Below are 19,720 nucleotides of genomic sequence, written 5' to 3' on the forward strand. Positions count from 1 at the left end.
CAGCCCAGCCTCAGCTCCTGCTCGCCGTGGCGCATCCGGAGCATCCCCGAACCGGACCCGCCCCCGGAGAAGTCGAGGCCGACGACTGCCGACTTCGGTGCCACACGCCCGTCGGCGCGCTTCGCCAGCGTGAGGTCGATGGCCCGCCACGAACCGTCCCCGGCCCGCGCCCGCTGGGGTTCCGTCGACTGCGTCAGCGTGTAGGTGCCGTCCGGGTTCGCCATCGTCTGCGAGTACTCGGTGCGCGCGGCGGTCACTTCCACCGGTTCGCCGGACGCCACCGCCCGGGCGGATGCCGACCGTTCGGTCAGGGCTGCCGACGCGGTGGTGGCGTGCGCCTGAACTGGGGACGGCGGGAGCACCGGCAGGACCGACAGCACCGACGCAAGAGCGATCGCGCCACCGATAGCATGGCGCGCCACCCGTCTTCGGGCACGCTTGCGCCGCCCCCCGGACCCCAACTCCACAGTCCCCACCCCAGAGTCACAGAATCTTCATAAGTGGGGAGAGTCAACGCTGCCTCAGTTCCCGACGTCAACGTGAACTGCGACACAAGCGATGGTGACAGCGGGTGTTCAGGCCAGGGGGAATCCGGCACTCCGCGGGCCGCGCCGGCGGGCCCGCGGCTAGCCGCGGGCCGCCGCCCGCTTCGTGAGCCTGCGGGCCTGCGCCGCCGTTTCCTTGCGGCCGGATGTGGAGCCGTCCGGGGCCGGGGCGCCGTAGCGGACGTCCACACCGGCGTCGGCGGCGCGGGCCACGATGCCCGGGACGGCGCGTTCCGCGAGGGCCGCGATCGTCAGCGACGGGTTGACCGTCAGCGAGGCGGGCACCGACGAGCCGTCCGTGACGAACAGCCCCCGGTGGCCCCGGAGTTCGTGCAGGTCGTCCAGCGCCGAGGTCGCCGGGTCGTCGCCGATGCGGGACGAGCTGAGCGGATGGGCCGTCACCGCGCCCGCCACGTCCTCCGTCCACGGCCGCACCCGCGCGAGCCCGTCCTTCTCGAGGATGGCCCGCAGTTCGGCGTCGGCTTCCCGCCAGCCTCTGCGCGTACGGTCGGTGGCCCGGAAGAAGAGGCTGCCGAGGCCGAGGCCCTGGGCGAGGCGGGTGAAGCTTCCGGTGGCCGGTACGGGGCCGAACGTGCCCTCGTTGTCGTCCTCCGTCATCGCCAGCAGCGTCAGCCACGACCGCCAGTTCTTGCGCATCCGTCGCTTCTCCACGCCGTACCAGCCGGGGCCGTCCTCCGCCGTCTGCGCCAGGACGTTGGTGATGGTCGGGAAGTAGATCTGCTGAAGCGAGAAGCGCGTGAACTCCTCGTCGTCCGCCCGCAGCCGGTCGTAGCTCGCGGCCGTGATCGGGCGGCCGATGTGCAGGGCCGCGTACGCCTCGCCGCCCGGGCGGGACAGGCCGAGCAGGGAGCGGACCTTGTCCTCGTCCACCTCGGCCACGCTCACGCGGTCGCCGTTCCCGGAGAAGTTGCGGCCCACCGCCTTCGGCACGCCGCCGAGCGCGACGGCCGAGCGCTGCAGGATCACCGGCGTGCCCACGGCGCCCGCGGCGAGGACGACGACCTTGGCGTGGATGGTCCCCGTGCCCTGCGGGACGGTGTAGTCGTCGGGGCCGAGGACGGTGTACGTGACGGCGTACCGGTAACCGGGCTGCAGCGAGGGCCGGATGATCTGCACCTCGTGCAGCGGCTCCACTCTCGCACCGTGCGCCTCGGCGGCCGGAAGGTAGTTGGTCAGCATCGAGCGCTTGGCGTCGAAGACACAACCGGACAGCATCCAGTTGCAGTTGGTGCACTGCTGGATGTCGACAGCGACCGGTACGGGGTTGCAGGTACGGCCCGCGCGGGCGCATGCCGAGGCGAACACGCCCCCCGCGTACGAGACGTCGTTCCAGCCCGTGCGCGCGACCGGAATCGACTCCTCGACCCGGTCGTACCAGGGGTCGAGGCTCCCCCGGGTGATGGCTCCAGGCCACAGCCGCCGGCCGATGCTGCCGCGGCGCTCGAACGCGAAGGTCGGCGCGCGCAGCGACGCCGCGAAGTACACCACGCTGCCGCCGCCGACGCAGTTGCCCGCCACGACCGTCATGCCTTCGCCGCGGATGACGTCGACGATCCGGTTGTACGTACCGAGCTGGGTGGACTGCGCGAAGTCGTCGCTCTCCAGCCGCGGTCCGCGCTCCAGGACGGTGACGCGTGCGCCGCCCGCGGCCAGGTGGTAGGCGGGGATGGCCCCGCCGAAACCGCTGCCGATGACGAGGACGTCCGTGGTCTGCGCTGTCATGCCGGGCTCCCCGATGCGGTGGTGGACGGGTGCAGCGGGGCGAGGGCCCGGCCGTAGGAGTACGCGCCGAAGCGCCAGGCGCCGTCCGCGCCGGCGGCCGGGAAGCCGAGCCAGGTCAGGCCCGGGTGGCCGGCGCGCACAGCCTCGGCCGTGTCGTCGTTCGCGGCGGTGTCGAAGGCAAGACACACCACCAGGGCGAGGACCTGCCAGATGGCGCGGTCGACGTCCTCCGGCCCGTACAGCTTGCCCACGAGCTTCGTGCGGTGGGCGAAGGACAGCCCGACGAACGGCGGTTGGAGCGGGGGCAGCAGGATCAGGTGCGTCGCGGCGTAGGCCGTGGCCCGGGTGGTGAGCAGGGCGGCGATGGCCGGAAGCAGCGGGCGCAGTGGCAGTTCGGGCGAGGCGAGGACGTCGAGCGCGCCCGCCTGGACCGCGCCGGGGCCGCTGACGGCCCCGGCCACGGCCCGGTCACCGGCGTGCCGCCGCTCCCCCGGGATGATCGTGTCGGCGAACGCCTCAAGCGTCTGTGCGGTGATGGGGTCCACCGCCGCCGGCGCGGCTCCGGCGCCGCCCGCCAGCGCACCCGCGGTCACGCCGCCGGCGGCCAGCGTGGCGGCAGCCGCGGCCAGTCCCTTCAGCACCGCCCGGCGGTCCGGTGGAGCACCCATGGCTCACCCCGCCAGACTGCAGGGAAGGCTGAACGGGAGCGTGACGCTGACGCCGCTCTCCCCCGACTCCTCGCCGAACTGCTCGAGCGCGCCGGCCAGTTCGGGGAAGTGGGGCCGGAGCGCGGTCACCGCGTCGCCGATCCCGGCCGAGGTCCCGTTGATACGGAAGTTCGTGACGCGGAGCCCGGCGCGCCGTGCGCCCTTGTCCCACCAGTACTGCCCGTCCCAGGTCACGTACGGCACATCTCCGCTCGACTTCTGCACGCTCCAGTGATCGCGCTGGTAGTAGCGGCAGGAGAGACCGGCGATCGCGAAGCGGGAGGGCTCGGCGAGCAGGAAGCGGAGCGCGCCGCCGTTGTCGATGGTGATGTCGCGCTTGTCGTACTCCACGCAGAGCGGGTCGTAGACCCACATCCACAGCGGGGGCTTCTCGCCCTCGCCGAAGTGGTGCCATACGCACTCGGACGTGAACGCCGGCTCCGAGAAGGGGCCGACGGTGGACGAAGCGGCGGCGGTGCCGGACGTCTCGGAGGACGCGGACGACTGCGCGGCCGAGGCGGACGAACCGGGTACGACGGCCGCGACGACCGCGCCGAGCGCGAGACCCAGCGCGGCGTTACGGAGCCTGGCGCGCGTACGGGAGCGGTGGCGGGGACGGGGGCGCGGGCGGGGCAGGGCCATGGAACCTCCTGGGTACGGGCAGGGGCGAACCTGGCGGCTCCGCATCGGGCGGTGGGGGACTCCGCGGCGAAGGCCATTCAGAGAATGCGGGCGCGCCGACGGGGTGGCAATACTTGTGCAGTGACTCATCCACTGAGTCACTGCCTGTTCACGGGTGGCCGGAACTCGTCACAACGGCCACGGAAGAGGCGCCGGTTCCGGGTGGTTCTTCACAGCATCCGAGGTATGAACGGGGAGAAAGCGGGCGTTGGCGGCGCGGCCCGGGGACCAGGACCGGGACCACGCGCGGCGCGACGGCTGCGCTCGGAGCAGGGCCCGCCGCCTCAGAGCGCGACCGCGACCGCCGCCGTACCACCGACCAGGACGATCACGCCGCGCAGCACGGCCGGCGGCAGCCGGCGGCCGACCTTGGCGCCCAGCCATCCGCCCAGCGTCGAACCGGCCGCGATCACCCCGGCCGCCGACCAGTCCACCTCGGTCACCGCGATGAAGACGACCGAGGCGACGCCGTTGACGAGGAACGCGAGGACGTTCTTGGCGGCGTTGAGGCGCTGCAGGTCGTCGCTGAGGAAGCTCCCGAACAGGCCCATGAGCAGGACGCCTTGGGCCGCGCCGAAGTAGCCGCCGTACACGCCCGTCCCCAGGATGCCCAGCCACAGCGGGACGCCGCCGTCGCGCCGCCCGCGGTCCGGGCGCTGCTTCATCCAGCGGTTCAGGCGGGGCTGGAGGACGACCAGCACGCAGGCGAGGAGGATCAGGACGGGGACGGCCGCGCGGAAGGTGTCAGCGGGCAGGTTCAGCAGCAGGACGGCCCCGACGAGTCCGCCGGTCAGCGATGCGGCGCCGAACCGGACCAACCGCCGCCGCTGGCCTCGGAGTTCACGCCGGTAGCCGTACGCCGCACTGATGACGCCGGGGACGAGCCCGACCGTGTTCGACACATTGGCCAGCACGGGCGGACTGCCGAAGGCCAGCAGGGTCGGGAACGTGATCAGGGTGCCGGACCCGACCACCGCGTTGATCCCGCCCGCGGCGACGGCCGCCGCCCCGATCGCCACAGCCTCGAACGCTTCCACGCTGCCCCCGCACTGGTCGCTGCCCCGCACCGGTCATGGACGACTTCCCGCACCCGAACGCGGCCCGCCGTACGGCGGCGGCGCCCCGTACGCGGCCCGGCGGAGATCGTCGCCCTGCCCCGACGCCAGGGTCAATCCCGGGCTTTGCCCGCACGGACCCGAGCGAAGGCCGCCGGCCCGCAGCATCCGCCCCGGGTACGCCCGAACAGGCCGGACACGGACGCGACCACAAGGGCGGAATTCGGTCCGCATGATCCTGGGGCCCGTGTGCGGGTGGCACGGGCGGGGAAAGGCGAGAACGTCACGAGTGAACGACGAGATTCCGTTCCTCACGCTTGCGTTCCCGCTCCCGAGATGCCTGTGCCGTTTCCACTGGTCTCCCCCGCGGAGCAGTGGAAGGGAATTGCACATGGGCCCCAGGAATGCGACGCGGACACTATGCCAACGCGCCTTTACACACCGCAAGCCAGTCATTCTCCGGTTCTCGCCACGCGAGAATCCGGAGATCGTTTCTCGGAGGGCGAGAAAGAGCGATCCCGTTTCTCACCCCATGAGAATCGCAAGGTGACAAGGCGGCGCAACCACCCCGAACCACATGCCATAACCTGTCAACGACCTACCCAGAACTGTGAGGGAGTGCAGTGCGAGCGATCACGATGCGGGAATTCGGCGGCCCGGAGGTGCTGGAGCTCGCCGATGTTCCGGAGCCCGAGCCTCGCGCCGGGTATCTACTGGCGAACGTGAACTGCGCCGGCGTCAACTACGCGGACGTCCATGTGCGGGGAAACACGTATCTGAACCCGGTCGAGCTGCCGTACATCCCCGGAAACGAAATCGTCGGGACCCTTGACGGCGGGCGTCGCATTGCGGCCCTGACGGCGGGCGGGGGTTATGCGGAGAAGGCTCTCGTCCACCGGCGCGTCATCTGGGACATCCCGGACGACGTGACCGACGAGCAGGCCGTTTCCCTGACCCTGCAGGGCAATTCGGCCTGGCATCTGCTGTTCACCGCGGCACAGGTGACCAGCGGCCAGCGTGTCCTCGTCCCCGCCGCGGCCGGTGGCGTCGGCTCCCTCGCCGTACAACTGGCCAAGGGCGCCGGAGCGAAGGTCGTCGCGCTGGCGAGCACCGAGGAGAAGCGCCGCCTGGCGCAGGACATCGGCGCGGACGCGGTCGTGGACTCCTCCACGGCGGACGACCTCACCGAGCGCATCCTGGAGGCCGCCGGCGGTCCGGTCCAGGCAGCGCTGGAGATGACCGGCGGTACGACCTTCCACCAGGTGCTGGGCGCGGTCGCCCCCCGCGGCCGCGTGGTCGTGTACGGCTACGCGGGCGGCGAACTCGCGGCCGTCCCCACACGGGAGTTGATGGAGCGGTCCATCACGCTGTCCGGGTTCTGGCTGCCTCACCTCTACAGCGACCGTACGGCGCTGCCGACGTCGATGCGGGCGCTGTTCGCGGCCGTACGGTCCGGGGACCTGCGGCCGGTCATCGGGAAGACCTACGCACTCGGCGAGGCGGCGCAGGCACACCGCGACCTGACCAGCCGTGCTCAACTGGGAAAGCTCCTGCTGGACACCGCTCAGTAAGATCGTAGATCCCCACGCGGACCTACGAGTTGGAACGGCTCGTCCCCGCCACGGGGCCGCGCCTCTGCAGGAGGAGGCGCGGCACACGGCTCAGCGGAGGAGTGACCAGATGGGCGCCGGGACGAGCCACGCCGAACGCGTCTTCCGGGTGCAGCGCGCATTCGTCGACCTCGGAGGACCTGACCACAGCCTGAGCGAACTGGCGGAGACGACGGGGCTGGACGACTCGACCGTCAGCCGGATACTGCAGAGCGGCATCTACAGCGGCACGTTCGCCCGCCCACGCCGCGGGCGGTACCAACTCGCCCGGTCGGTCAGCGAGTTGGCGTTCCACGCGCTGTCGCACGACGGCCTCTCGGGGGACGAGGCCCACGCCGTGCTGCAGCAGCTCCGGCTGGCGACCGACGGGGGCATGGTCTTCCTCTACATGAAGGCGCCGTTCGGTGGCGTCAACCGGCAGTGCATCGACATGGCCGTCGGCGACTCGGACCTCGTCGAGCTGGGGATGACACCGCGGGACGTCCTGTCGGTCACCCGCTCCCTGCGCACAGGGGCCTCGGGCCGGACGATACTCGCGTACCTGCCGCAGGTCCTTCAGCAGCGGGTCTTCGACGAACCGGTCCCCGACGAGGCCGGCCCCGGGGTCTACCAGGACAACGACGAACTGCGGGACTCCCTCGCGGACATCCGGGACCAGGGCCACGCCGTGGGCTACCAGGAGTGCATGGCGGGCTGGAACTCCTGCGCGGCTCCCATCATGTGGGACTCCTCGATCATGGGCGCGGTTCTGCTCCTGCGCCCGGCCGACGTGATGCCGCGGGTGCCGCAGAAGGTCATCGACGCCACGAAGCACGCGGCGGCCCAGCTGAGCCGCCTGGGCGGAGGCGACTGGCCCGCGAGCTGACGCCCGCGGGCGGGCGTCCGGGATCACAGCGCGCCAGCACTCCAAGGCCATGGCCTGATCGGCACTTTCGAGGTGGGCGGCCGCTCGCACCCCCTGGCCACTCACACGACGCCCCCGCCGACTCCGGTCGGCAGGGGCGCTGTCGTGCGTTCACGGCCAGACGGGGCGCCCGGTCTCCCACAGAGCAGCGACATGACTGGCGAAGCGGTCGTACAGGCCGTCGTCGCCAAGCCTCCGCAGGTGCAGCATCGGCGAATCGTGCCCGAGGAGATTGGAGATGTGCGGCGTCACCAGCATCTGATCGTCGAAGGTGAACACGGAGAGAGCGATGTGCTCGTCGCTGTACTTCGCCTCGATGCCCGGCTCGTCCCTGATCTTGTCGAGCGCATCCAGCGTGATGCGGATCCGGGTCCCGACCGTGAGCGGAACACCCTCGACCTCTTCACGCTTACGGGTGACCTCCGACTCCGGATCACCGACGACGAACCGCACCGCGCATCCGTCCCGAGCCTTCCGCTTCAACCGGTCCGCGAGCCGCGGATGCTCCTGCCAGACGAAGTAGTTCGTGTATCCGGCAAAGGTCACGGACTGTGACGCCGCGTCGATGAGCGACGCCCACACGCTGGTCGGGCACGCGTTGCGGTAGGGGTAGGCGGAGACGATCTCGCGGTCCGCGCCCACCTTCACGGTGGACCGGACAGCCTTCGGCCACAACACGTCTGCGCTCACTCCCAACGCCGTCTCCACCTCGGCGCGCGTCCTCGGATGCGGGACCCGCGACGGGTCGGATAACCATCGTTCGGCGGTCTTAACCGTGACGCCGACTGTACGGGCGAGCCGTCCGGTGGTCATCTTCGATTCAGCCATAGCGTCGCGCAGCGCAGTGTTCAAGACGCCCCCCGAGGACGTTTGGACTTTCTTGGACGGTTGACCCTAGACGACGTGACGTGCTCCCCGTGTCCGTTGAAACGTCCCTGGTGCGGGCCGAAGTTGGAGTCATGGAGCACACCGACAAGCCCCACGCTTCACCCACCCGCGAGGCACTGCGTCGCTACATGGCTCGCCGCGAAGGCATGGTGCGCGCGGTCCCGGAAGGCACCACCGACCTCGATGGCATGGACGGCTACACCCTCTCCCGTGGATCCATGGCGTACCCGCCGTGCCGGTGTCCGCGATGCCGAAAGACCAACGGCTGACAACGCCTCCAACACCCCCAGTGCCGACCGGCATGCCCAGAGGGTCGCCCAGTGCGGTCGAGCTCGATCACCGCCCGCGCCGCCCCTGAGACCGGGGTCGCCGACGTGACGGCGGATCCGTAGACCGTCGGCGACCCCCTTCAACGCCCTCCCGGACACGGGCGGGTGACGCGACAACCGAGGAGAAGCTCATGCTCCACGCCGATGACGGCAAGCACGGCGGTAACCCCGCCCCGATCAAGCCGTGGACCCCTCCGCCGACGCCGCCGTCCCCCGACGGCGACGGATCCTGACGGGAGACTGACGCCATGACGGACCCCGAGAAGCGGGCCACAGGTCACCGATCACTGCTCAAGCACCTCGACGAGCGCGGCTTACTCGACGATCCATGGCGGCGCGTGTGGGACGCGGTCCCGCGTGACCTGTTCATCCCGCCGAGGATCTGGCGGCAGCGCTCGACCAGGTGCGAGCCGGTGAGGACCGACGCCGCGTGGTGGGAGTTGGTCCACAGCGACGAGCCCGTGGTCATCCAGGTGGACGACGGACAGGAGGACGGGCCCGGTGTCGCCACCTCGTCCAACTCGATGCCGTCCATGGTCGCGCGCATGCTCGGCCTGCTCCAGGTCGAGGACGGGCATCGCGTCCTGGAGATCGGCACCGCCTCGGGGTTCGTCGCGGCGCTCCTGTCCGAACGCCTCGGCGAGGAGCGGGTGTTCAGTGTCGAGCTGGACCCTGGGCTCGTCGAGCGCGGCCGGCACAACCTCGCGGCGGCCGGCTACGCGCCGACCGTCGTACAGGCCGACGGCGAGAAGGGATGGCCGGCCGCCGCGCCGTACGACCGGATCATCGCGACGTGCGCACTGCGACGCGTGCCGTTCGCTCTCGTCGGTCAACTGCGGCCCGGAGGCGTCCTGGTGGCCCCGCTCGTCCGGGAGTTCGGGAGCGGCGCCCTGGTGCAGCTCACCGTCCAGCCGGACGGCACCGCCGTGGGCCCGTTCCGTGGGGGCGCCTCGTACATGCCCATGCGCTCGCACCGCGCTCAGGCAGGGGCACCGATCGACGAGAGCACCGGCCGGTGCACGTCGACCGGCCTCGACCCGGCGCACGCCGTCACACTGCCGTTCACCCTCTACGCCGGCGCCCGCATCCCGGGCCTGTCGATGGTGAGCCACCGGGAGGACGACGGTGTTCGCGTCTGGCTCGACGACGGACAGGGGTCCGGCGCCACGCTCGGCTCCGGCGAACCCGTGTGGCTGTACGGCCCGCGAGACCTGTGGACCGAGGTCGAGCGGGTCCATGCGGAGTTCCGTGACCTCGGCTCACCGGGCACGGAGGAGTTCGGCCTCACGGTGACTCCTGACGGTCAGGGCGTGTGGCTCCACACGCCCGCAACTGTCGTCGAACCCCTCCGACTTCACCCGTAGCTCGCCCGGGGCTGGCAAAGGCCCGCCCCGCCGTCCCCGCCCCCGGAGGTCATCCGTTGCCCGTACCGCACGACATCGCCGCCGAGACCGAGCTGTGGGACACCTACGCCGAGCGCCTTTACGCCGAGAGCGCCTTCAAGGCCGACGCCGAGCCGGTGCCTACCGCTACAGCTACCGCCCGGCCGTGTGGGAGCGGCTGCTGAGCCGCGCCGGCTTCGGTACGGCGGAGGCGCGCATCCTCGACGCCCCCGAGCCCGGTCACGTCGGAACCCTGATCGTCCGCGCCGCCGCTTGATGTCGCGGCGGGCCCCGGCCGTCCGCCCCGTGGCGGAGGGCCAGGCCTCGCCCGATCGTTCGCCGCTCAGGCCGACGGGGGCCCTGCGGCGCCGCCGCCCCCGGGCGCAGCGAGACCCCGCTCCCTCGGACGACGTCCCAGGTGGCGGGGCCTTCTGTGCGGTAGGCCGTGTGGGACTCGAACCCACAACCAATGGATTAAAAGTCCACTGCTCTGCCAATTGAGCTAACGGCCCGTGATCGTGCTCCCCCGAGCATAGCGGGGACGCGCCCGACAGCCGATCGGGTATCCGCCGGGCGCGTACGGGAGGCGGTCCCGGTGCCCGGTACGTACGGGGCCGGGCCTCCGGACCGCACCCACCGGCACCTGGGCCGTACCGGCCACGGCCGCATACGGTACGCCCTCCCCCCGCGTCCACGTCCAGGCCCCCGCCGAAACGCCCCTGCCGGCGGGGGCGTCCGAGCAGGAGCGCCCGGACACGCAGCCGCCCCCGGGCACCGAAGTGGCCCGGAGGCGGCGGTGGTTCGGCGGGCCGGCGCGTGCGGCCGGCCGTCGGGTCAGCCGTTGCGCTTCCAGCGCGGCTTGTCGGCGCGACGGTCGAACGAACGGCCGCCGGTGGAGCCGCCGCGGTGGTCGTCGCGCTTGGCCGGACGCTCGTCGCGGCGGTCACGGTTGAACGGGCGGTCGTCGCGCCGGTCGCGGTTGTACGGGCGGTCGCCGCCACGGTGGTTGTGGTCGCGGCGCTCGAAGGAGCGGCCGCCGCCGAAGCCACCGCGCTCGCCGTCCCGGCGGTCGCGGTTGAACGGACGGTCCCCGCGCCGGTCGCGGCCGCTGCCGCCACCGGTGCTGCCGCCACCGAAGCGGCGGTCGTCGCGGTCGAAGGTGCGGCCACCGCGGTCGTCACGACGGTCACGGTTGAACGGACGGTCGTCCCGGCGGTCACGGTCGCGGTCGCGGCCGCCGCCGAAGCCACGGTCGTCGCGGCGGTCGCGGCCGTACGGGCGGTCGCCGTAGCCACCGCGGTCGTCGCGGCGCTGGAAGCCACCGCGGTCACCGTCCCGGCGGTCGCGGTTGAACGGACGGTCCCCGCGCCGGTCGTCGTCGCGACGGTCACGGTCACGGTCGCGGCCGTAGGAGCGGGGCGCGTCCCGGCGCTCGTCGCGGCGCTCGTACCGGTCGTAGGCGGGGCGGCGCGGCTCGTCCTGCGCGGCCGGCGCATCCACCGGAGCCTGGGCAGCGGCGGCAGCGGGCTTCTCGGCCGCGGCGTCCACCGCGGTCGGGCCCGTCTGCGCCGGGACCTCGGCAGTGGCGGACGCGGCGGCGGGGCTCTCGACCGCGGAGGCGGCCTCGGTCGAGGCCACGACCGGCTCCTCACCGCGCTCGCGCGCCGCACGCGCGGTCAACCGGTCGGCCTCGTCGCGGAGTTCGGCCGCGCGGCGCTGCGCACGCTCCAGCTCGCGCGTGAGGTCCTGGACCTCGCGCTCCGCCTGCTTCGCGGAGTTCGCCGCGGACTCCGCCTGCACCTCGGTGAGCGAGCGGGCACCGGTGATCCGGGCCACGTCCTCGTCGAAGGCACCGGCGCCGCCGACGATGTGGCGCGAGGCGTCCACGCCCGCGTCCTCCATCAGCCGGAAGATCTGCCGCCGCTGGTGCGGAAGGGCCAGCGACACGACCGTGCCGCTCTGCCCGGCCCGCGCGGTGCGGCCCGAACGGTGCAGGTAGTCCTTGTGGTCACCGGCGGGGTCGACGTTCAGGACCAGGTCGATGCCGTCGACGTGAATGCCGCGCGCGGCGACGTCGGTGGCGACGAGCACGTTGACGTACCCGTCCTTGAAGTCGGCGAGCGTACGGGTCCTGGCGCCCTGCGTCATGCCGCCGTGCAGCGCGTCGGCGCGCACCCCGGCGTCGCGGAGCTGCTCGGCGACTCGGTCGGCGCCGAGCTGCGTGCGGACGAAGATGATGGTGCGGCCCTTGCGGGCGGCGATGGCGGCCGTGACCGGGGCCTTGTCCTTCGGCTTCACGACGAGCACGTGGTGGCTCATCGTCGTGACCGCGCCCTGCGCCGCGTCGACCTCGTGCGTGACGGGGTCGGACAGGTAGCGCTTGACGAGGGTGTCGATCTCGTTCTCCAGCGTCGCGGAGAACAGCATCCGCTGGCCGCCCGGAGGCACCAGGTCCAGGATCTCGGTGACCTCGGGCAGGAAGCCCATGTCGGCCATCTGGTCGGCCTCGTCGAGGACGGCGATCTGCACCTTGTCGAGGGAGGCGGCGCCGCGGTCGATCAGGTCGCGCAGACGGCCCGGGGTGGCGACGAGGATGTCCACGCCGCGCTCCAGGGCGCCGATCTGGTTGCCCATCGAGGTACCGCCGCAGACGACCTTGAGCTTGAGGCCGAGCACGTCGCCGTACGGCTGGAGCGCGTCGGAGACCTGCATCGCCAGCTCGCGGGTCGGGGTGAGGATCAGGCCGCGGGGGCGCTTCTTCTCGGTGTAGCCGCCGGCGAGCTGGGTCAGCAGCGGGAGGCCGAAGGAGAGGGTCTTGCCGGAGCCGGTACGGCCACGACCGAGGATGTCCTGACCGGCCAGTGCGTCCGGGATGGTCGCGGCCTGGATCGGGAACGGGGTGGTCACGCCGTTCTGGGACAGCTTGCGGACGACGGGCTCGGGGAGCCCCAGGTCCGCGAAGGTGGTCCGGGGAGCCTCGGGGGCCTCCGCGACCTCGGCGACCTCGCCGTTCTCGGGCATGACGGCGTGGTCAGACGTGGAAACAGACATGCGAAATGCGAACCTTCCGGAGTCTCGGCACGCGCCCAAACTCCGTGATTCGCATACGACCGCCTCAATGCGGTCAGGCCACGGGAAGGAAAAGGAACGCGCCATTCGCGGCGCGCTTCGGTTCGGCGCCGGGCAACATGGGATCAAACGATCTACCACCATACGCACCTGGCACCCCCCGAAGCAAACCGGCTGAAGGAGACCTTCACCACCCCGGCAGCACGGTGGACGGGCAGGGCACCCGGCGCCATCAGGCCGCCGTGGCAGGGGAGTTCGGGCGCGGGGGGGGTGCGGCGCTCGGCGGCAGAGGGCGCCCGCACGCGACGGGCGCGCTCCGGCATACGTACCCGCCGGTGTGCGGCACGGATTACGACGGATCCCCGGCCTCGGCCCCCCGCACGGCAGCGCCCGGCCTCGGCCGGAGTGAGGCGGGCGTCAGCGGCAGGTGAGCTCGTGGCATTCGGATCCGGCGCGGTCCCCCAGCCACCCCGACGCGGAACCGGAACCCGCCGCAGCCCCGGATCCCGATCCCGACCCCGACCCCGATCCCGACCCCGCCGAGGATCCCGGCTCGCTCTCCTCCGACGACGGGTCCTGACCGCTGGGCGTGGCCGACGGCGAGGCCGACCCGCTCGGCCGGGTTCCCGACGGCGACGGTCGGGGCGACGGCGCGCTGGGCTCCGCCGACGGCGCACCCTGCGAGGGCGAGGCCGACGGCGGCTCCGACGGCTGGGAGGGGCGAGGCCGCGTGTGCTCGGCGCCCGGGCGCGTACGGTCACCCGACGGGCGCGTGGAGGTATCCGCATTCCGCCGCTCGCCTCGCGCGCCCCCGTCGCGTACGCCGCCCTTGGCGTCCTCCATACCGCTGTCCTGCCCGCGTCGTCCGTCCGCGGCGGCGCCGCCCTTCGTCTGCGCGCCACCGCCGTCCGGCGTCGCCGCGCCCTCGCGGTGCCCCACGGAGCCGGTCCGCTGCGCGTCCTCGGGATCGCTCACGCTCATGCAGCCCGTCGCCGCGGCGATCGCGAGGACCGCGGCGCCCAGACGGCACGACCTCCCGCTGACGTGGCGAGGCCCCGCGGCCGACAGGGAGGGGACCGATGGCGCGGAGGGGGCAGACGGACAGGAGGAGCGGAGGCGGCGGCGGTCGGGGAACAGGAGCACGTGCGGGCACCTCCGGCGCGGCAGGGGGAGAGGGTTACCCGTGCTCAACTGCCCCTCCCCCGGCCAGGACACGGCCCGGATCCGCCTGCGAGGCCCCGGCACTCCTGCGCCCTGCGCGTAGGCGGCCGGCGACGGTCTTGCCCAAGGACGACTCGAACGACTCAGCCGAAGAAGGTCTCCGCGGCGATCACCCCGAGCCAGGCCGCGCCGAGCCCCACGCACAGCGCGCCCACCGTGTTCCCCACCGCCAGGAGCATCCGGCCGCGCTCGGCGAGGCGGAGCGACTCGTACGAGAAGGTCGAGTACGTCGTCAGGGCTCCGCACAGGCCCGTCCCCAGCAGGAGCTGCAGTCGCGCGGACGCCGCGCCCGCCGTGACCGCCCCGGTCACCAGGCCCAGGATCAGGCTCCCCAGGATGTTGACGACGAAGGTCCCCCACGGGAAGACCGTGTCGTGCCGGGCCTGTACGGCGCGGTCGGTGAGGTAGCGGAGCGGCGCGCCCACGGCGGCGCCCGCGATCACGAACAGCCAGTTCATTCGTCCGCCGCCTTCCCCGTCTCGCCCGCCCCCGTCTCCCGCTGTGTGTCGGGCACGGGCGCCTCCCGGAACGCGGCGCGCGTCAGGACGGCCGCCGCCCAGACCGTGCCGAGCGCGGCCCCGAGCGTTCCCAGGGCGTACGCCACCGCGATGCCCGCATCACCGCTCCGCAGCAGGCCGACCAGGTCGACGGCGTACGTCGAGAAGGTCGTGTAGCCGCCGAGCACGCCCGTACCGAGGAACGGCCGCAGCAGCGGATGGCCCGCGCCGCGCTCGCTCACCAGCACCATCAGCACGCCGATCAGCGTGCAGCCGGAGACGTTGACCCAGAAGACGTCCCAGGGGAACGCGCCCCTGGGCGCGGGCCACGCCAGCGACGCCCCGTACCGCGCGCACGCCCCCGCAGCGCCGCCGGCCGCGATCACGGCGAGCACCTGCCAGAGGCGGTGGCCCGCGGTCTCGGCGCGGTCGGCCGGGACGTGGAGATCGACGTCGGGGTCGACGGGTTCGCCCCGGTACGCGCCCGCGGCGCTCGCCCCGTGCGCGGCCCGGTCATCAGCCCCGTGCGCGGCCTGCTGGTCCGCTCCGTGCGCCACCCGGTCATCAGCCCCGTGCGCGGCCTGGTGATCAGCTCCGTGATGCGCCGACTGCGCCGGCCCTGACTGCGCCTCGCCGTCCTGGCCGTCGGACCCCGAGCCGCCGCTCACCCGTAGCCCAGCGCGTGCAGCCGCTCGTCGTCGATGCCGAAGTGGTGCGCGACCTCATGGACCACCGTGACCTCGGTCTCGGACACGACGTCCTCGCGGGTGTCGCACATGCGCAGCGTCGGCCCGCGGTAGATCGTGATCCGGTCGGGCAGCACCCCCGCGTACCACTCCCCGCGGTCGGTGAGCGGCGTCCCCTCGTACAGCCCGAGCAGCTCGGGATCCTCCGCCGGTGGTTCGTCCTCCACGAACACGGCGACGTTGTCCATCAGCCTGGTCAGCTCCGGCGGGATCCGGTCGAGCGCCTCGGCGACCAGTTCCTCGAACTCCTCGCGCGTCATCTCCAGCACGCCCCTCATTCTCCGCCACGCGCCGCACTTCCGGCCCTCCACCCGCCAGACCGGCACGGCACCGGCGCGTACGCACCCCCTCACGCCCACCATCGGTGCCCCGTCCGCATGGGCCCGGCGGCGCCTGGGCATACGGCCACAATGGATCGCGAACCATCCCGGTCGCCTCATCCGTCGTCTCTTCCACACAGCGCGTCGCACACCCTGCGCGCCCTGCGCACGGCCGCGCTGCGCCGCCCGCGGAACCTGCTCCGCCGCCCGCGGGGCCTCGGCCGCCGCACCCGGAGCGGCGCCGCGGCCCTGGAGCTGTCGCGCGCCCCGCACCCGTACGTCCGTGCCGTCGGCCTCATATCGGTCGTCCTGCTCGGCGCGTGGCTCGGTCTGCTGATCGTCGGCAGCGTCCGTACGCCCGTCGGCCCGATGGACACACGCATGACCCTGCGTCCCTCCTTCACCGGTGGCACCAAGATCAATGTGTCGCCGCTCGGTTCGCTGGAGATGCGCAGTCACACCGGCCCCATCAGGCTCGACGTCGATGTCGACCAACTCGACCCGGACCGCTCCGCCGCGCTCGTCGACCACCCGGAGCGCATCGCCGGTCTGCAGGACGAGGTCTCGCACGACGTCACCGCGGGCACGCTCGACCTGGCCCTGCGCTCCTGCGTGGCCGTGGTCTCCGGCTCGTGCGCCCTCGGGCTCGCCGTCTACCGCAGGCCGCGCCCCGCCCTCGCCGCGAGCGGGCTCGCGCTGACCCTGCTCGCCGCGTCCGGCGGCCTCGCCTACGCGACGTGGAACCCGAAGTCCGTTCTGGAGCCCAAGTTCTCCGGACTGCTGTCCTCCGCCCCGAGCGTGGTCGGCGACGCGCGCAGCATCGTGAGTGATTTCGACGTCTACCAGCAGGAGTTGGCGCGGCTGGTCACCAACGTCACCAAGCTGTACGACGTCACGTCCACCCTGCCCGCGTACCAGCCCGACCCCACCACCGTCCGCGTGCTGCACGTCTCCGACATCCACCTCAACCCGGCGAGCTGGCACATCATCGAATCGCTCGTCGAGCAGTACGAGATCGACGTGATCGTGGACACGGGCGACACCATGGACCACGGCACGGCCGCCGAGAACGGCTTTCTCGACCCGGTCTCCACCCTGGGCGCCCCGTACGTCTGGGTGCGCGGCAACCACGACTCGGTCGCGACGCAGAAGTCGATGGAGGGACGGGAGAACGTCCACGTCCTGGACCACGGGAAGACCGTGCAGGTGGCGGGGTTGCGGCTGGCGGGCGTCGGTGACCCGCAGTTCACCCCGGACCGCTCGGTCGTCGCGGCGGGCGATCCGGTCGAGGAACGCGTGGGGCGTGAGCTGGCCTCGGCGCTGCGGGTGCAGACGGCCGTCGACCGGCCCGTCGACATCGCGCTGGCGCACAACCCGGTGGCCGCCGAGCAGACGGACGGCACCGTCCCGCTGGCCCTCGCCGGCCACATCCACCGCCGTACGAACGTCCTGCTCGACGGGGGCACCCGGCTGATGACGCAGGGCTCGACGGGCGGCAGCGGGCTGCGCGCGCTCGAGGGGAAGGAGCCGGACCCGGTCGAGGCGTCGGTGCTCTATGTGGACCGGGAGGCGCACACGCTCCAGGCGTGGGACGAGATCACGCTGGGCGGCCTTGGCCTGTCGACGGCCGAGGTCAGCCGGCATCTCCCGGAGAGCAACTCACCGGACGCGACGCCCTCGCCCGGCGATTCCGCACCGGACTCCGGGAGGGAGTCCACGCCCGGCACGCGGCCGTAGTCGGCGCGGCTACGGGAGGCTCGCCCGCGCGCGCCCGCCCGGAACGACTCCAGCCCGGAATGACCCCGCCCGGCGGGACAGCGGCGACCGGGAAGGCGGGGTGAGCCGGAGCGGCGGGAAGGGACCGGGTCCGTCGCCGTCCGGGACGGTCCGGGACCGCCTCGATCCGGATGGGAAACCGTTTTGGCGATAGCTCCTCCCATCCCATATGCTTCTCACGTCCCCGACGGCGCCGACAAAGCGCTGCAGGTGGGCCATCAGCCCTCATCGTCTAGTGGCCCAGGACGCCGCCCTTTCAAGGCGGTAGCACGGGTTCGAATCCCGTTGGGGGCACGCAAGATCCTGTGCGAGACTGTCCTCGCACAAGCTCTTGGTCCTGTGGAGCAGTTTGGAGTGCTCGCCACCCTGTCAAGGTGGAGGCCGCGGGTTCAAATCCCGTCAGGACCGCTGCGGCTGGGTAGCTCAGTTGGTACGAGCGTCCGCCTGAAAAGCGGAAGGTCGCCGGTTCGACCCCGGCCCCAGCCACCGTAGCCCTCACCAGGGCAAACGCCCTCTCCGAAGTTCATCGGAGAGGGCGTTTTCGTGCTCGTGACATCACCTGGTGACATCAACCGCTCAGGAAAGCGCCTCGTCCGCTCCGGCGCAGCCGCCCGGGCGACGCAGGTTGGTGGGCGGGGGGGCCGCGTACAGGAGTCCCCGTAGGCCGTCGGGAGGACACCGGTCGTCGACCCATGTCGAGCCGCACTGGACGTCGTTGGGGAGGTCACAGGTTCCCGAACCAGGCCCGGAGGAACAGTGCAGGTGCAGCGGATCGGACGAGCCACGCTGGTGGCCCTGGCAGTGGCGGGAATGGCGTCCGCAGGGCCTGGGATCGCCTTCGCGGACGGACCCGGCGCCACCGCCACCGCCTCCGGCGGTAACGGCGCGGCCGGCGGGCTCCTCCAGCAGAACACCGCGCAGCAGAGCAGGCAGAACAACACCTGCGGCAACCACAACAGCACGATCCTCGAGGTGGCAGGCGGCCGGTCGGTGGGCCGCTGCGCCGGCGATGACACCTCCCTCAACGAGCGCGTGCTGACCAAGGGCGGCGGCGCGCACGCCGACGGCGGCAGTTCAGGCGCCGACGTGCTCCAGCGGAACACCGCCCAGAAGGGGCGGCAGAACAACGACTGCGACCACAGCTCCACCCTCGTCGTGGAAGGCGGCCGGGTGGAGAGCCGCTGCGTCCACCACGACCGGTCCCGCAACCACCGCACCCTGACCGAGAGCGGCGGCGCCCACAGCACCGGCGGCGCGGCGGGGCCGTCCTTGTTCCAGCAGAACACCGCCCAGGAAGGGCGGCAGAACGCCTCGTGCGCCTTCTCCGGCGGGTCCGCCCTCCAGGTGGACGGCGGCCGGCTGGAGAGCCGCTGCATCACCCGCGACCTCTCCCGCAACGACCACTCCCTGACCAAGAGCGGCGGCGCCCGCGCCGCCGGCGGTGGTGGTGCGACCGGCATCGTGGTGGTGGAGGACAACGTCGCTCAGGAGGGTCGGCAGAACAACGCCTGCGACCGCGTCCTCAACAACGGCATCAACGTGACCGGAGGCGGCGTGGAGAGCCGCTGCGCCGCACACGACCTCTCCCGCAACCGCCACACCCTGACCAAGAGCGGCGGCGCCCACACCACCGGCGGCGCTGGGGCCGGATTCGTATCTCAGCAGAACACCGCTCAGTCCGGTCGGCAGAACAACGCCTGTGCCCGCCTCAACAGCGCCAACATCGACGTGGACGGCGGCCGGGTGGAGAGCCGCTGCGCCTCCCACGACAGCTCCCGCAACGACCACACATTGACCAGGGGCGGCGGCGCCCACTCCACCGGCGGCAACGCGAGCGCCGATCTGTTCCAGCAGAACACCGCGCAGGAAGGGCGGCAGAACAACGCCTGCGCCGACCTCAATCGCTCCTTCGTCGGCGTGGACGGAGGCCGGGCGGAGAACCGCTGCGCCCACGACGACCGCTCCCGCAGCGTGGGCACCGCCGAGATCAGCGGGGGCGCCGAAGTGGAGGGCGGCTCGAGCACGGCGGCACTGCTCCAGCAGAACACCGCTCAGGAAGGCCGGCAGAACAACGCCTGCGGCAACCTCGACAACACCACCCTCAGCGCCACCGGCTCCCGCAGCCAGGCGCAGTGCCGGACCGTCGACACCTCGACGAGCATCCGCTCCGTCCAGCGGTAGCCCACCGCGGGAAAGCCCCCTCCGAAGATCATCGGAGGGGGCTTTCCCGTACGCGTGCCGTCACGC

15 protein-coding genes, 4 tRNA genes and 1 pseudogene are annotated in these 19,720 nt (G+C 72.3%); 10 read left to right on the forward strand and 10 right to left on the reverse strand.

All coding sequences use genetic code 11. From position 1 onward, the window contains the following. Positions 1-626: 626 nt before the first annotated feature. The 4 genes from ABZ822_RS05770 to ABZ822_RS05785 form a co-directional block, all read right to left on the reverse strand. Positions 627-2,288: a GMC family oxidoreductase gene (locus ABZ822_RS05770; protein ID WP_360847428.1), complete on the reverse strand. Its 1,662-nt coding sequence runs from the start codon at positions 2,286-2,288 to the stop codon at positions 627-629. Beyond that, positions 2,285-2,956 (reverse strand): DUF5987 family protein, encoded by a 672-nt coding sequence (locus ABZ822_RS05775; protein WP_360847431.1) that lies wholly within the window; start codon positions 2,954-2,956, stop codon positions 2,285-2,287. The genes ABZ822_RS05770 and ABZ822_RS05775 overlap by 4 nt, the downstream gene beginning before the upstream one ends. A 3-nt stretch (positions 2,957-2,959) precedes the next feature. Continuing rightward, a complete protein-coding gene (locus ABZ822_RS05780; RefSeq protein WP_360847434.1) occupies positions 2,960-3,637 on the reverse strand; it encodes a hypothetical protein in 678 nt (225 codons plus the stop codon). Between the two features lie 323 nt (positions 3,638-3,960). Next, positions 3,961-4,713, reverse strand: coding sequence for a sulfite exporter TauE/SafE family protein (locus ABZ822_RS05785; protein ID WP_360847437.1), 753 nt, complete (start codon positions 4,711-4,713; stop codon positions 3,961-3,963). A gap of 641 nt (positions 4,714-5,354) precedes the next feature. Here ABZ822_RS05785 and ABZ822_RS05790 point away from each other — a divergent pair. Continuing rightward, positions 5,355-6,302 carry a zinc-binding dehydrogenase gene (locus ABZ822_RS05790; protein WP_360847440.1) on the forward strand — a complete coding sequence of 316 codons (948 nt, stop codon included), beginning with the start codon at positions 5,355-5,357 and terminating at the stop codon, positions 6,300-6,302. A 109-nt stretch (positions 6,303-6,411) separates the two neighbouring features. Continuing rightward, positions 6,412-7,206 carry an IclR family transcriptional regulator C-terminal domain-containing protein gene (locus ABZ822_RS05795; protein ID WP_360847443.1) on the forward strand — a complete coding sequence of 265 codons (795 nt, stop codon included), beginning with the start codon at positions 6,412-6,414 and terminating at the stop codon, positions 7,204-7,206. A gap of 150 nt (positions 7,207-7,356) precedes the next feature. Here ABZ822_RS05795 and ABZ822_RS05800 read toward each other — a convergent pair whose 3' ends face one another. Continuing rightward, positions 7,357-8,097 carry a hypothetical protein gene (locus tag ABZ822_RS05800; RefSeq protein WP_360847446.1) on the reverse strand — a complete coding sequence of 247 codons (741 nt, stop codon included), beginning with the start codon at positions 8,095-8,097 and terminating at the stop codon, positions 7,357-7,359. Positions 8,098-8,204: 107 nt separating this feature from the next. Here ABZ822_RS05800 and ABZ822_RS05805 point away from each other — a divergent pair, with 107 nt between their 5' ends. From ABZ822_RS05805 to ABZ822_RS05815, 3 genes and pseudogenes are all read left to right on the forward strand, one after another. Continuing rightward, complete coding sequence (locus ABZ822_RS05805) at positions 8,205-8,402, forward strand: hypothetical protein (RefSeq protein WP_360847449.1); 198 nt, start codon at positions 8,205-8,207, stop codon at positions 8,400-8,402. A 308-nt stretch (positions 8,403-8,710) separates the two neighbouring features. After that, positions 8,711-9,826 carry a methyltransferase domain-containing protein gene (locus ABZ822_RS05810; protein ID WP_360847452.1) on the forward strand — a complete coding sequence of 372 codons (1,116 nt, stop codon included), beginning with the start codon at positions 8,711-8,713 and terminating at the stop codon, positions 9,824-9,826. A gap of 160 nt (positions 9,827-9,986) precedes the next feature. After that, a pseudogene (locus tag ABZ822_RS05815) lies at positions 9,987-10,121 on the forward strand (SAM-dependent methyltransferase); the annotation flags it as partial. A 162-nt stretch (positions 10,122-10,283) separates the two neighbouring features. On the opposite strand, the gene ABZ822_RS05820 reads toward ABZ822_RS05815, so the two are convergent. The 5 genes from ABZ822_RS05820 to ABZ822_RS05840 form a co-directional block, all read right to left on the reverse strand. Then, positions 10,284-10,356: transfer RNA gene (locus ABZ822_RS05820), tRNA-Lys, on the reverse strand. Between the two features lie 322 nt (positions 10,357-10,678). Next, positions 10,679-12,895: a DEAD/DEAH box helicase gene (locus tag ABZ822_RS05825; RefSeq protein ID WP_360847456.1), complete on the reverse strand. Its 2,217-nt coding sequence runs from the start codon at positions 12,893-12,895 to the stop codon at positions 10,679-10,681. Positions 12,896-14,217: 1,322 nt separating this feature from the next. Next, positions 14,218-14,592 carry a fluoride efflux transporter CrcB gene (gene crcB / locus ABZ822_RS05830; RefSeq protein WP_360847459.1) on the reverse strand — a complete coding sequence of 125 codons (375 nt, stop codon included), beginning with the start codon at positions 14,590-14,592 and terminating at the stop codon, positions 14,218-14,220. After that, positions 14,589-15,188: a CrcB family protein gene (locus ABZ822_RS05835; protein WP_360847462.1), complete on the reverse strand. Its 600-nt coding sequence runs from the start codon at positions 15,186-15,188 to the stop codon at positions 14,589-14,591. The genes crcB and ABZ822_RS05835 overlap by 4 nt, the downstream gene beginning before the upstream one ends. Before the next feature lie 107 nt (positions 15,189-15,295). Beyond that, positions 15,296-15,646, reverse strand: a complete 351-nt coding sequence (locus tag ABZ822_RS05840; protein ID WP_360847465.1) for a metallopeptidase family protein — start codon at positions 15,644-15,646, stop codon at positions 15,296-15,298. Positions 15,647-15,787: 141 nt separating this feature from the next. Here ABZ822_RS05840 and ABZ822_RS05845 point away from each other — a divergent pair, with 141 nt between their 5' ends. From ABZ822_RS05845 to ABZ822_RS05865, 5 genes are all read left to right on the forward strand, one after another. Beyond that, the gene (locus ABZ822_RS05845; RefSeq protein WP_360847468.1) at positions 15,788-17,434 is read left to right on the forward strand and encodes a metallophosphoesterase; all 1,647 of its coding nucleotides are present in this window, start codon (positions 15,788-15,790) and stop codon (positions 17,432-17,434) included. Between the two features lie 260 nt (positions 17,435-17,694). Further along, positions 17,695-17,767, forward strand: a tRNA-Glu gene (locus tag ABZ822_RS05850). Between the two features lie 39 nt (positions 17,768-17,806). After that, a tRNA-Asp gene (locus ABZ822_RS05855) sits at positions 17,807-17,881 on the forward strand. A gap of 4 nt (positions 17,882-17,885) precedes the next feature. Then, positions 17,886-17,959 (forward strand) — tRNA-Phe (locus tag ABZ822_RS05860). Between the two features lie 276 nt (positions 17,960-18,235). Continuing rightward, a complete protein-coding gene (locus ABZ822_RS05865; RefSeq protein ID WP_360847471.1) occupies positions 18,236-19,654 on the forward strand; it encodes a hypothetical protein in 1,419 nt (472 codons plus the stop codon). The last annotated feature ends 66 nt before the right edge of the window (positions 19,655-19,720 follow it).

The sequence above is a fragment of the Streptomyces sp. NPDC047108 genome, assembly GCF_040643575.1.
In the GTDB taxonomy this organism is placed as follows: Bacteria; Actinomycetota; Actinomycetes; order Streptomycetales; family Streptomycetaceae; genus Streptomyces.